Origin of the sequence: Shewanella canadensis (genome assembly GCF_003966225.1) — a bacterium.
Taxonomy (GTDB): domain Bacteria; phylum Pseudomonadota; class Gammaproteobacteria; order Enterobacterales; family Shewanellaceae; genus Shewanella; species Shewanella canadensis.
Genome location: NZ_RXNU01000016.1, coordinates 96,678 through 109,561, shown reverse-complemented (window position 1 = coordinate 109,561; position 12,884 = coordinate 96,678). Strand labels below are relative to the sequence as shown.

10 protein-coding genes and 3 pseudogenes are annotated in these 12,884 nt (G+C 44.8%); 6 read left to right on the top strand and 7 right to left on the bottom strand.

The features are described from left to right. Window positions 1–94: 94 nt before the first annotated feature. The 5 genes and pseudogenes from EKG38_RS21370 to folE form a co-directional block, all read left to right on the top strand. Window positions 95–190 (top strand): annotated as a pseudogene (locus tag EKG38_RS21370) (nucleoid occlusion factor SlmA); the annotation flags it as partial. Window positions 191–259: 69 nt separating this feature from the next. Then, window positions 260–355, top strand: a pseudogene (locus EKG38_RS21365) (nucleoid occlusion factor SlmA); the annotation flags it as partial. A gap of 69 nt (window positions 356–424) precedes the next feature. Beyond that, a pseudogene (locus EKG38_RS21360) lies at window positions 425–520 on the top strand (nucleoid occlusion factor SlmA); the annotation flags it as partial. Between the two features lie 254 nt (window positions 521–774). After that, a complete protein-coding gene (locus tag EKG38_RS21355; protein ID WP_126522972.1) occupies window positions 775–2,739 on the top strand; it encodes an alpha/beta hydrolase family protein in 1,965 nt (654 codons plus the stop codon). A gap of 238 nt (window positions 2,740–2,977) precedes the next feature. Continuing rightward, window positions 2,978–3,637: a GTP cyclohydrolase I FolE gene (gene folE, locus EKG38_RS21350; RefSeq protein WP_126522970.1), complete on the top strand. Its 660-nt coding sequence runs from the start codon at window positions 2,978–2,980 to the stop codon at window positions 3,635–3,637. Window positions 3,638–3,690: 53 nt separating this feature from the next. On the opposite strand, the gene pyrE is transcribed toward folE, so the two are convergent. Together pyrE and rph are read right to left on the bottom strand one after the other, a co-directional pair. After that, window positions 3,691–4,332, bottom strand: a complete 642-nt coding sequence (pyrE, locus tag EKG38_RS21345; RefSeq protein WP_126522968.1) for an orotate phosphoribosyltransferase — start codon at window positions 4,330–4,332, stop codon at window positions 3,691–3,693. 87 nt (window positions 4,333–4,419) lie between these two features. Then, window positions 4,420–5,133, bottom strand: a complete 714-nt coding sequence (gene rph / locus EKG38_RS21340; RefSeq protein ID WP_076415173.1) for a ribonuclease PH — start codon at window positions 5,131–5,133, stop codon at window positions 4,420–4,422. 180 nt (window positions 5,134–5,313) lie between these two features. On the opposite strand from rph, the gene EKG38_RS21335 reads away from it, so the two are divergent. After that, a complete protein-coding gene (locus EKG38_RS21335) occupies window positions 5,314–6,177 on the top strand; it encodes a YicC/YloC family endoribonuclease (RefSeq protein ID WP_126522966.1) in 864 nt (287 codons plus the stop codon). A gap of 85 nt (window positions 6,178–6,262) precedes the next feature. Here EKG38_RS21335 and adk read toward each other — a convergent pair whose 3' ends face one another. The 5 genes from adk to EKG38_RS21310 form a co-directional block, all read right to left on the bottom strand. Continuing rightward, window positions 6,263–6,925 (bottom strand): adenylate kinase, encoded by a 663-nt coding sequence (gene adk, locus EKG38_RS21330; protein ID WP_126522964.1) that lies wholly within the window; start codon window positions 6,923–6,925, stop codon window positions 6,263–6,265. Window positions 6,926–7,152: 227 nt separating this feature from the next. Continuing rightward, window positions 7,153–8,178, bottom strand: a complete 1,026-nt coding sequence (locus EKG38_RS21325) for a manganese-dependent inorganic pyrophosphatase (protein WP_126522962.1) — start codon at window positions 8,176–8,178, stop codon at window positions 7,153–7,155. 129 nt (window positions 8,179–8,307) lie between these two features. After that, on the bottom strand, window positions 8,308–10,134 hold the full coding sequence (locus EKG38_RS21320) for a hypothetical protein (RefSeq protein WP_126522961.1): 1,827 nt from the start codon (window positions 10,132–10,134) through the stop codon (window positions 8,308–8,310). Window positions 10,135–11,092: 958 nt separating this feature from the next. Further along, window positions 11,093–12,136 (bottom strand): inorganic phosphate transporter, encoded by a 1,044-nt coding sequence (locus EKG38_RS21315; RefSeq protein ID WP_126522959.1) that lies wholly within the window; start codon window positions 12,134–12,136, stop codon window positions 11,093–11,095. A 12-nt stretch (window positions 12,137–12,148) separates the two neighbouring features. Next, window positions 12,149–12,817 (bottom strand): DUF47 domain-containing protein, encoded by a 669-nt coding sequence (locus EKG38_RS21310; RefSeq protein ID WP_126522957.1) that lies wholly within the window; start codon window positions 12,815–12,817, stop codon window positions 12,149–12,151. Window positions 12,818–12,884 lie beyond the last annotated feature (67 nt).

Here is a 12,884-nt window from a genome sequence, read left to right as displayed (position 1 = left end):
CCAGCAGCAGTTACTTCAAAGCTAAAATCATTTATACAGATACCAGCCCGACTCTTACCTATAAGACGGGCTGTAATTTTCCCATCAGAGAAGCATCGCCCCAATTACACGCAGTGAATTCAAACAATAGCCAACCGAACACTTCGAACAGCAATGGGCCTTCATCCAGCAGCAGTTACTTCAAAGCTAAAATCATTTATACAGATACCAGCCCGACTCTTACCTATAAGACGGGCTGTAATTTTCCCATCAGAGAAGCATCGCCCCAATTACACGCAGTGAATTCAAACAAAAGCCAACCGAACACTTCGAACAACAATGGGCCTTCATCCAGCAGCAGTTACTTCAAAGCTAAAATCATTTATACCGATACCAGCCCGACTCTTACCTATAAGACGGGCTGTAATTTTCCCATCAGAGAAGCATCGCCCCAATTACACGCAGTGAGTTCAAACAAAAGCCAACCGAACACTTCGAACAACAATGGGCCTTCATCCAGCAGCAGCTACTTCAAAGCTAAAACCATTTATACCGATACCAGCCCGATTCTTACCTATAAGAAGACGAGCTGTAATTTTCCCATCAGAGAAGCATCGCCCCAATTACACGCGGTGAGTTCAAACAAAAGCCAACCGAACAGTTCGAACAACAATGGGCCTTCATCCAGCAGCTACTCCCCTAAACCATCCTATTGATATACTGTTGTTTTTGCTTTATTCTCCTGCTGATACATAAATACACAAAATATTCACGATATTATTACAAGGAAGTTATATGAAACTAATTAAGTTTTTTAGTTTTGCTTGCCTCTCTATCCTCAGCTATAACGCTGTGGCAAAAATAGAAAATCCAGCCGAAGTATTCAGCCGTTCAGCCGAGTTCACCAATGTGAAAATCTCCCCAGGTGGAGACTACCTCAGCACGATAACCACAAAAGATGGCAAAAAAGTGCTGATCATTTTAGATGCAAAAACCAGAAAGCCACTTCATTCGGTCTATTTCTCCACCAACGCTCAGGTTGGCGACTATCAGTGGGTTAACGATGAAAGAGTGGTGCTCCAAAAAGTGTATCTGAAGGGCTGGCAAGATCATCCGCTCTATTATGGAGAGCTGATGGCCGTTAACGCCGACGGTTCAAAGCCTGTGTATTTATTTGGTTACAATCAACAAGGACAACAGACTGGCACCAGAATCAAGAAAAATACCCCGATAAGAGCCACGGCCTATATCCTTGACCCCATGCCAGAAAACAAACGCTACATGCTAGTAAAGGCCCTTCCCTGGGGCTCGGGCGGTAGTAACACGGCTGAAAATTTACAACAAGTTTATCGTGTCGATGTCTACAAGGGAAAGCGTAAGAAACTCGTCACATCCCCTATCTCATATGCCAATTTCTTAACCGATGATGAAGGTGAGGTTAGATTTGTCAGTGGCACCAGAGATTACATCAACTCTAGCCTCTTCTACCGAGAGGATAACCTTTGGGTGGATACAGAAAAACTGCAGTTAAACTTGGATCAAATGCGACCCATTGCATTCAGCGATGATAAAGACAGTGTCTATGTCGTTGGCAGTGAACCCGGAAAAAATAAAGGCATATACCTGATCAACATAAAAACAGGAACGAAGAAACTGGTAAGCCGGGATGATGTGGTCGATCCCTACAACGTCTGGATCAATCAAAATAACAAAAAACTCTACGCAGTTGAATTTGAAAATGGTTATCCCAATTATGAATTCGTAGATAAACAAGATGCTCGGGCAAAGTTGATAAAACAGTTACTTGCATCTTTACCCGGACACCAGATCCACCTCCTCAGTGAAACCACTGATGCGAATCAATTTATAATCAAAGCATTTAACGATCGCAACCCCGGTGATTATTATCTATTTAACACCGAGACCATGAAGCTTGAATACCTGGTATCTCAAAAAAACTGGCTCGATCCCGAATTAATGGCCGAGGTTAAACCTATTAGCTTTACCAGCCGAGACGGTAAAAAAATCCACGGTTACCTCACCCTGCCAAACAACGTGGAAGCAAAGAACTTACCCTTAGTGGTCAATCCTCATGGTGGACCACATGGACCAAGGGACTGGTGGGGATTCGATGCTCAAAACCAACTGATTGCCAGCCAAGGCGCCGCGGTATTACAGATAAACTTTCGTGGTTCGGGCGGATACGGTAAAGAGTTTGAACATCTGGGCCATCAGAAATGGGGCACCGATATTCAGTATGACATCATCGATGGGACTAAACATGTCATCGAACAGGGATTAGTAGACAAAGACCGCATCTGTATTGCCGGGGGCAGCTTCGGTGGTTATTCAGCATTGATGGCACCGACACTTGCACCTGACATGTTTAAATGCGCTATCGGGTTTGCAGGAGTCTACGATCTGCCATTAATGTTCAAAGAGGGAGACGTACAGAGTCGTCGTGCTGGCGAGCGTTATCTGGAGAAGGTCTTAGGAGAAGACACTAAGGTCTTGCAATCTATGTCACCGACTCATAATGTCGATAAGCTCAAGACTACGCTTTTACTGGTTCATGGTGGTGATGATGAGCGTGCGCCCATCGAGCAGTTTGAAGCGCTGGAAGATGCACTTAAAGAGCATCACTATCCTTACCAGAAATTAATAATGGACGACGAAGGTCATGGTTTCTACAACGACGAGCATCAAGCAAAGTATTATGGTGAGATGTTGAGCTTCCTGAAAGAAAACCTCAAACTATAACCTGCGATTCCCCCTTAAAAGCCGATAGCCTCTATCGGCTTTTTTGTTATCTTAACTCAGATTTCTGGTATATATTTACAGCAAATAGCGGTATCCTCCCGCTCTCTCTTAATTCAAGCCCCGAGCCAGAAGTTGACTCCGGCACGGATTAAGAGAAGACTGACACCTCAGCAAGTCCAGCGTTTGTTGCGGCAAAAGATACACAATAAAACCACTACCCATCATAGTGGAGGAACTTATGACATCAAAAGACGCCGTTCTCAGTGAATCAGCACAGCTTGTGCAAAGTGCATTATTAACACGTGGACTCGAGACTCCTATGCTCCCGTGTGAGCTTAGCGCCGATGAGCGTAAAGATCAGATTGAGCAGCATATGCGTGCAATCTTAAATTTAATGTCGCTGGATCTGACCGATGACAGTTTGGCCGATACACCACGCCGTATAGCCAAGATGTATGTCGATGAAATTTTCTCAGGTCTGGATTATCAAAATTTCCCCAAGATCACTGTCATCGAAAATAAGATGGGATTCGATGAGATGATCAAGGTTAACGATATCAGTCTGACGAGTACCTGCGAACATCACTTAGTCACCATTGATGGTTTAGCCACCGTGGCTTATCTGCCAAGAAAAAATATCATAGGCCTGTCTAAGATCAATCGCATCGTGCAATTCTTCGCACAGCGTCCTCAGGTGCAGGAGCGACTCACTCAACAAGTTTTAGTCGCACTACAGACCCTGCTAGAGACCAAAGATGTCGCCGTAAAGATGGATGCCGTACATTATTGTGTGAAATCCCGTGGCGTCATGGACTCCACCAGCTCAACGACAACCACGGCACTGGGCGGCATTTTCAAATCGAACCCAGCCACACGCGCAGAGTTTCTAAGTAATTAAGAGCACCAGATACGAGTTCCTAGAACCTAGGTACTAGGAACTCAACACTTCTTTTAAATCCCGTACTGATCGCGATAAGCACTCACCGACTCAAGCTGCGCTTCCATTCCTGATTTTTCAGAAAGATAGTTAATCAAATCACCCAACTTGATGATAGAAACAATCTCACAGCCAAAGTCACGCTCAACTTCCTGAATAGCCGAAAGCTCGCCCTTACCCTTCTCCTGACGATCGAGCGCGATTAATACCCCCGCTAACGAAGCTTCATGAGCCTGAATAATCTCCATAGACTCACGAATCGCGGTACCGGCGGTGATCACATCATCCACCAACATAACGCGGCCTTTAAGCTCACTGCCTACCAGGCTGCCGCCTTCACCGTGATCTTTCTTCTCTTTACGGTTAAAGCAGTAAGGAATATCGATATCATGATGCTCACATAAAGCGACGGCCGTCGTTGTCGCAATTGGGATCCCTTTGTACGCAGGTCCAAACAGAAGATCGTGTTGGATCCCTGAATCGACTAACGCAGCGGCATAGAAGCGCCCGAGGCGAGCCAGATCGCGACCGGTATTAAACAGGCCAGCATTGAAAAAATAAGGACTCGTACGACCAGATTTAAGCGTAAACTCGCCAAATCTCAGTACCTGACGCTCTAATGCAAATTCAATAAACTCACGTTGATAGGCTTTCACAATCTCTCCTTAAAATTTGTAGGCAGGTCTTATTATTTTACTTACAAAAAGGACCCCGAAGGGCCCTTAATTTTACTTGATAACAAATCAGCTCAATGCTGCTTTCTGTATATCGACAATTTCACGAATACCGTGCTTCGCAAGCTCCAGTAAACTCAGTAGCTCTTCATGGCTAAATGGTTCACCTTCTGCAGTGCCCTGGATCTCGATCATCTTGCCGGTTTCTGTCATCACGACATTCATATCGGTCTCAGCTTCGCTGTCTTCAAGATACTCAAGATCACAGATTGGCTCACCTTTATAGATACCAACACTGACTGCAGCGATAAGGAACTTAAGTGGATTGGTTTTTAAAATACCTTTTCCACGAGCCCAGTTAAGCGAATCAACCAAGGCAACACATGCGCCAGTGATAGCAGCGGTACGTGTACCACCATCGGCCTGAATCACATCACAATCGATAACGATGGTGTTTTCACCCAGAGCCTTCATGTCGACGGCTGCACGTAATGAGCGACCGATAAGGCGCTGGATCTCTTGAGTACGACCAGATTGCTTGCCACGAGCAGCTTCACGGTTCATACGGCTGTGAGTCGAACGCGGTAGCATGCCATACTCGGCAGTCACCCAACCTTGACCTTTTCCCTTAAGAAAACGTGGAACTCCCTCTTCGAAGCTGGCAGTACAAAGTACTTTAGTGTCACCGAACTCAACTAAAACAGAGCCTTCAGCATGAGCTGTAAACTGACGAGTAATTGTCACTGGACGTGATTGAGCTGGCGTTCTGTCGCTAGGGCGCATAGGAAATTCCTGTATTCATAAATCTATAGGCGAATTTGGGTGCATATTATAGGGGCTTGTCGCGTTTGACGCCACGTTATTCGAACTCTTGGGTTAAAGCCAGGCGAGATTACTTTGACCCTTGCAAGCATAGGTCTATAATCCCAGTTCACTTTAACGTTTACACGATTGGGAAAACCCATGATCCAAAGTATGACAGCCTATGCTCGTATCGAGCACAAAGCCGAGTGGGGTACCGCCTCTTGGGAAATTCGTTCCGTCAATCAGCGCTATTTAGAAACCTACCTGCGCCTACCTGAACATTTTCGCAATCTGGAGCCAGTGCTAAGAGACCGTCTGCGTAAACGTTTAAACCGAGGCAAGATTGAAGTTAACCTAAGATATGACCTCGCCGACAACAGCACGAATGAACTGCAGATCAACCAAGATCTAGCTAAGCAGCTGATTAATGCTGCTAACTGGGTAAAAGAGGAAGCCGGTCAGGGTGAACTGAACCTAGTCGATATCTTAAAGTGGCCGGGCGTCATGTCAGGTTCAGAGCAAGATATGGATGCATTAGGCAAAGAGCTATTAGTTGCTTTCGATTCTGCAATCGACCAGTTCATCGAAGCACGTGGCCGTGAGGGTGCGGCAATCAACACCATGCTACAAACACGCCTCGATGCCATCGTTGAGCAGGTCACTATTGTTCGCGAACATATGCCTACCGTTATGCAATGGCAACGTGACAAGTTGATTAATCGTTTAGCCGAGATCACTGGCGAACTCGATCCGGCTCGTATGGAGCAGGAGATGGTTATTCTTGCTCAGAAGATGGATGTCGCCGAAGAGATGGACAGGCTCGATGCCCATGTTGCCGAGACACAACGTATCCTTAAGAAAGGTGGCGCACAAGGCCGCCGTTTAGACTTTATGATGCAAGAATTTAACCGCGAATCTAACACCTTAGCATCTAAATCTATCAGCGCTGAAGTCACAGCGGCAGCGGTAGAGCTTAAGGTTCTAATCGAGCAGATGCGTGAACAGATCCAGAACGTAGAGTGATGTTCATCGAAAAACCTGTTTAAAATCACAAAGCCTCGGTCTGTCGAGGCTTTGTTTCATTTACCGGGTAGAGCGCTCAGCGTTATCAGATAGATGGCGCAAACGCTTGGTGAGCTTTAACGATGGCTGCACTGACATCGGCAACGCTTTGGGTGCCGTCAAACTTGTTATAGGTCAGCTTTCCAAAGTCAGCCAATTTGCCATAATACTTTACCAATGGCTTAGTCTGCTGATGATAGATCTCCAGCCGACTTCTTACCGTGCTCTCTTCATCATCGGCGCGAATAATAAGCGCCTCGCCGGTCAGGTCATCTTTACCTTCGACTTTAGGTTGCTTAAACACGGTATGGTAAACACGACCAGACCCCGGATGAATACGGCGCCCTCCCATACGTTTCACAAGCTCTTCATCGGGCACATCGATCTCAACCACATGATCGATATCGATACCGTTAGCCACCATGGCATCGGCCTGCGGCAGGGTGCGAGGGAAACCATCTAATAAGAAACCGTTAGCGCAATCGCCTTGAACGATCCGCTCTTTAACTAAGCCGATAATTAAATTATCGGAAACCAACAGACCACTATCCATCAGCTGTTTGGCTTCCAAGCCCAATGGGCTCTGAGCCTTAACGGCTGCGCGTAACATGTCACCTGTCGAGATCTGTGGGATGCCGTACTTTTCCATGATGAACTGCGCCTGGGTTCCCTTACCTACACCCGGTGCACCTAATAGCATAATACGCATCTTATTATTGTCCTCTTTTTCTAAGCTGTTGATTCAGCTTTTGATTTAATGATTGATTAAACTGTTGATTATGTTCTTCGATATAGGGCGGCCTGACTTGACCGCCCTGTTCGATGAGATGGAGCTGGAGTGATTGTACTTTTGGCATGGATCCCAGGTTAAATCGGGTTTCATGCCTTTCTTGCGAGGTTTTTGAAGGCTCAAAAACCCTGTTCTTTACCTGCCGTTTAGTCAGCCAAGGCTTTCTTAATAGCCGGCATCATCTGTCTCTTACGCGATAGGGTGTCTTCCAGTACAAACAGACCCTGGTTGTTTTGCTTCACCCCATAGGCTTTACTGGCTGTCTTCGCCTCTTTATCGCTGTTGGTGAGTACAAAAGCGGTCTTTTTCTGCATATCTACGATGGCGAAGAAGATCTGTTCTCTTTTCTGATTTTTACGAGCCTTTGCCATGGCATTGCGGAGCTCATCCACGCGTCCCAGTAGCTCGCTGGAGTCCAGCACTTCTGCCACACCAAAACCAATATCTTGGCCATTTACGGTGTAGTTCTTATAGTCGCCCACGACTATGTCATATGCGCTGACATCCGACAGATCGGATTTAGCCTTAAACATGCCTTGAGCAAACTCATCGGCGTTAATGTTGGCTTTTGCCGAAAGTGTCTTAACCAGCTCTATATCACGCTGGGTTGTGGTCACCGATTTAAGATTTAGCGTGTCCGACAAGATACCCGCAAGCAGAAGTCCCGCCATGGTTTTTGAGATGGTTTTGCCATGATCTAATGCATCATCGGCAATAATGGTTGCCGCCGATCCCCAAGGCTTAATGACAATACTGATAGGCGCCGATAATGAAATTGGATTATCTCTCAGGGCGTGATGGTCGATCACGGCCTGAATATTGTTTTGATCCACGCCTTTCATCAGCTGCGTCGTTTGGTTGAAATCTACCAAAGCCACCTTGGCATTTTCCAGGTTTCTGGCCAATGGAGGCGTTTTTACATTTAGCTTATCCAATACAAACTGAGTCTCTTTATTGAGTTTACCTGTGCTGCGCGCCTGTCCGCCGTAAAACTCTGCAGCCGCGATGGCAGAAACAGTAGTATCGGTATCAGGAGTCGTGTGGCCAAACCAAAGCGTATCAGATGAGATAGGCAGGGCATTGAGTGAAAGGTCGAGATCCGCGCTCTGGCAGGGTAATGCCATAGCCGCAGTCAATGATAGAGCAACAAGAGTCAAACGATGAAAAGTCATGATACTTCCCCGTAATTAATTATTATCTTATTTGAGACCCGGTTGAAACTGTTGAGCCCAACCGGACTAGAGGTATTTGGTTTCGAGGGAAGTGTTAAGTACCTTCCCCCATCTGGTGTTACACATCAATTATTCGGCGACACCTGACCAGTAGTAATGCTGGTTGCTGCGAGCCTTAATATCCATATTCTTCTTGATGATAGGCTTCAAATAATCTCTTGCCGTATCACCCAGCAGTTCATAGCCTTTCAGTGCATTGCCACCATCTAACTTAGCGGCAAGTTTTGCCCGGCTTTTAGGGTTATCCAGAGAAGAACCTGCAGCCACAGCGACCAACAGCTTACCTTTAGCGCCTATCACTTTTGCAGAGGTCTGCTTCATGTTGCCCTTAGCACCTAACACGACAACCGAAAGCGGCTTACCATTCAAGGCTGTTTGATACACCTCGCCCTGAACACCTTCCTGACCTGCGATTACCTGCTTATCACCGTTAGTCTTCACATTGATAGTGCCGTCGAGATTACGTGTCTTGATCCCATCGAGAGCGGCAATCTTAACCTCTGGTGCGACATCCGGAGTATTAGGGTTCTTCTTGGCATCGAAGCGCTTACTGACTGCGAAAGCCACCTCGGTCTTAGATTGAGACTGATCTTTAGCCAGCAGATCTGCCTGCTTCAACTTACCGTAAAGCCAGGTGTTGAGCTTGTTAAGCTCTTCGCGATTCTTCGTTTTACCTTCGAAGCCAATCTCCAGCAATAGCGGCTCGCTGTACTTACCCTCTTTACCGAACTTTCCAGGTTCGATGATCTTTTTCCAGATCTGAATTTCAATTTCATGTCCGGCAAAGGGACCGGTATTGAGCCAACCTTTATACTTAGATTGACGCATGATGTCGGTCTTTAGCACCTCATCGGCACCATAGCGCATCAGTGGCGTCATCTGCTTGTATGCACGCCTATCTGCAAACATCAGGTAATCGAAAATTTCCTTTGAATCAGCGTTATAGAAATCAAAGTTCAAGAAGTTAAAACCTACATCGGTAGCAAGGCTGTATAGGTCGCCACCGATAGAGACATCCACCTCTCCTTCGCCATTGATCATAGGTTTCAAGTCAGCAACATCCGATGAGCGAAGCTTATGGGTAAATTTGGATTTACGCGGCTTACTGACGTCCAAACGAACCCGGAAAATCTCATCCTGACTTTTAAGGAAGCGGTCCTGGGTATCCATATAGAACCCCTCTTTAAACTTGACCTTGGCACGCCAGTCGATAAAGGGGGTCTTCTCGACAAATGCTTTGCCTAGTTTCTTTCCTTCAGCATCCCAAAAATAGTTATCATCGATCATGTAATGCCACTCGATATCCTTCATCTCCTTTAACGAGATTGGTTTAGCCGGGCCATAATCTTTTAAATATTCATAATCTAATTCGGCAATTTGTGGTGCAATGGCGATCAGCATTTCACCCGCATTATGCAATGCCTCTTCGGTGCGACCTGGACGACGTTTGTTGTAACGACCCGATTTGTTATTCATGATCCATTGGCCGTTTTCCATCTCCAGCTCACCACCAATACGAGCCTTGCTTCCACCAATTAAGGCAGTGTGTCCGTATTTCTCTTTGTATCCCCATTTTTTAGGCTTACCATCCTCGATTCTCATCATCCCTTCTTTGTATTTTCTTCCCCAGGGAGAGGTCACTTCAGGGGCAATAACGAAGTTGCCATCCTTATCGATAACCCAAACATACCCTTCCCCCTTGTCCAGAACGATAGGGTTGTCGGCATTACCGACTTGCAGGTAGGGGTTCAAAGCGATCAGATGATGATTGTTGACTTCGTAAGCCTTAATATAGGCTGGTGGCATAACAGGGCCATAAAGCGTATCCAAGCTGCTTGAAGCGATAGCGCTAAAGGCAAAAGGTAGAACAGATAGTGCGAGTAGATGTGATCTCATAGCTCATTTCCTTGAACGATACTAAAAAGTCGATAGTAAAAGTCGATTGTTAAACGTTAACTTCTCCGATGAATGCCAGCTCCGCGACAGTCGTTGTCGCTGCTTTATGGAAGCGTAATGAGAGCATTTATCCGGTGCATGATGTTATTGGAATTGCACACCTATTTATCTCATCGTCTTCCTGCCTAAAGGCATTCACTGCTGTGGTCAGTTGAACCTGTGTTGGTTCTTATTTAACCATGTGCCTAGAATAAACCTAATGAGAATCAAAACAGTGATCCCGACCAAATAGTCTCAACTAAATCGTACAAACAATGGCAAGAGAAATACACGTAAGCCTCTAGCAGAAATGACTAAATACCAGCGTGCAGTTAGACGCAGAAACCAGATCTAACATAAACTACCTTATAATAGTGCGTATACCTTAGGATAGAAGGGAGCGAGACCCTACAGTCGTTGGAATTGTGACTGGTAGCTAATACTAAATACCTACTTTTGGCAGGCTGTACAAAAGGATAATCCACCGGATTTCTGAATTAACAGATTAACGTTCTCCTAATCTTTGTCAGCAATACACTACTCTTATTCAAAATTTCAACTAACAGAATTTTAAATGAATAACCAAAGAAAACATGGTAGAAAAATTTACACTACAATTAACTTTGATCACTCTTTTAAAATTCAATATAAAAATAACAATAACTAGTTAATACTAAAACAACTAATAAAGGTTTAAATATTACATTCCATTTTCAACATAAATATGACCACCATTAATAATACTGACAATAATCATAAGCAGCAAAAGCTAACCAAGCCAAACATTAATTATTAGCGACAACATCAATCCACAGATTGTCACACCACTTAAAACAGCAAAGGCACAATAGAGAGCAATATTAAAATATAAATACATGAACCTTTACCAATTAGCAGAAACTCAAAACATTCAGACTAATCAAACTACGACCTGATTAAATAAATTCTGAACGACAAACAAACCAATAAAACATGCCAAGGCCGATATTATTGGAGTAATAACCCAGCCCATCAATATTTGGGATAACACCGCCCATCGAATAGGTAAACGCTTCAACAATGCAATACCAATGACCGCACCAATTACAGCTTGCGAACTGGAGACCGGCACTAAAGGTATCGCGGGTAACCCCAGCTCAACAAAGCCATTTGACAGAGATTGCGAAGAGAAGATAAATAACACGATAGAATGGGCCATCACTACAACCCAGGCTGTTATCGGCGTCATAGGGATTAGGTTATCCCCTACGGTGAGCATCACTTTTTTGGAATAGGTAAAAACACCTATACTAATGGCGACAGAACCGATAAAAAACAGCTGCATAGCGGGACTGAACTCAATTCCCATCCATATTGCAGAGTCGATAGGCGCACTCAGTACAAATACTCCCATGACATTGGCAATATTGTTTGCCCCCAGACTGTAAGAACCGAATGCTCCCGCAATGATCAAGCCGATTCGAGTCCATTTATCCAATTGAAACAAGCCGGGACGAAACCAGTTTATCGATGCTGCAACCAGCTTATATAGCAGCACAGCGGTGATCGCAGCCAGAATGGGACACATGATCCAGGTACTGAGGATTTTACTCAACACCTTAGGATCGGTTGCCATACCACTGAATAGGTTCCAGCCAATAATGGCGCCTACAATCGCTTGACCCGTAGAGACAGGAAGCCCGGATTTAGTCATGAAATAAACCGTCGTTGCAGCCGACAGGGCAACGGTAAAGGCACCACCTAAGGCTGAGACTTTACCTAAGGCACCTAAGGTATGTGATGCACCCGCGCCACTAATTACGGCGCCTAAGATCACCATGACAGAACAGATAAGCGCCGCGGTCGAGAACTTAACCATTTTTGTTCCAACGGCGGTGCCGAACACATTCGCAGCATCATTCGCGCCTAACGACCACCCCAGAAACAGACCACTGGAGAGGAAAATCCAAATAGCAATATCCATCGAACCCTCCCTCTATTGAACGCGTTTTAGTGTGAATATTGAGATACGGTCACTGATATCTTCGGCTAAATTTGCCACCTGATCGATTCGGTCAAAGAAGTAACGCAACTGAACTTTATTTATTAATGGCAGATCTGTTTCAAATAAAATAGTTTTAGCTCTGGTACACACTTTATCTGCATCGCTTTCAAACATGATTGTTTTTTTATGATATTCCTGAACACGTTGAAGATCGGTGAAAAAACTTTTAGCACATAATAGAGCGTGGTCAATTGTATCGCCGACCACATTCAACAACAATAATAGATCTTCTTCAACTTCGGCTGGAATTAATGGTTTCTCAATATCCAAATGCAGACCGATTGTTTCTTGTTTATTTATAAGCCTGTCAGTTAATTCTATTAGTGATGCCACATCGGAGCGAAGATCCGGAATTAACGTTTTCCTATATAGAGTATTTTCAATATCTCTCTTTAAATTATCTGCATGTTGCTCAATTCTTTGTAACTCATCTAGTGTACTTTTAAATTCTTCACTGTCGGCGCCATGTCTTAAATAGGCTTTCCATAACTGAACAAATGCATGATGAGATAATGTGACTTGGTCTAAAAATGTATAAATGCTCGCTTCTGTAGATTTGCTTTGAGAAAGTAAAGAGGAAACTCGAGAAAAACCAAACATGGCATCTCCTTTTTATAATTAGAATGAGATAGGGTGAAGGTCAGGCAGGAATTGGGAGCTTACCTGA

What these genes read in the sequence shown, in the direction of transcription:
- EKG38_RS21355 (WP_126522972.1), top strand. Translation starts at nt 775, where the DNA reads ATGAAACTAATTAAGTTTTTTAGTTTTGCTTGCCTCTCTATCCTCAGC.
- folE (WP_126522970.1), top strand. Translation starts at nt 2,978, where the DNA reads ATGACATCAAAAGACGCCGTTCTCAGTGAATCAGCACAGCTTGTGCAA.
- rph (WP_076415173.1), bottom strand. Translation starts at nt 5,133, where the DNA reads ATGCGCCCTAGCGACAGAACGCCAGCTCAATCACGTCCAGTGACAATT.
- EKG38_RS21335 (WP_126522966.1), top strand. Translation starts at nt 5,314, where the DNA reads ATGATCCAAAGTATGACAGCCTATGCTCGTATCGAGCACAAAGCCGAG.
- adk (WP_126522964.1), bottom strand. Translation starts at nt 6,925, where the DNA reads ATGCGTATTATGCTATTAGGTGCACCGGGTGTAGGTAAGGGAACCCAG.
- EKG38_RS21325 (WP_126522962.1), bottom strand. Translation starts at nt 8,178, where the DNA reads ATGACTTTTCATCGTTTGACTCTTGTTGCTCTATCATTGACTGCGGCT.
- EKG38_RS21320 (WP_126522961.1), bottom strand. Translation starts at nt 10,134, where the DNA reads ATGAGATCACATCTACTCGCACTATCTGTTCTACCTTTTGCCTTTAGC.
- EKG38_RS21315 (WP_126522959.1), bottom strand. Translation starts at nt 12,136, where the DNA reads ATGGATATTGCTATTTGGATTTTCCTCTCCAGTGGTCTGTTTCTGGGG.
- EKG38_RS21310 (WP_126522957.1), bottom strand. Translation starts at nt 12,817, where the DNA reads ATGTTTGGTTTTTCTCGAGTTTCCTCTTTACTTTCTCAAAGCAAATCT.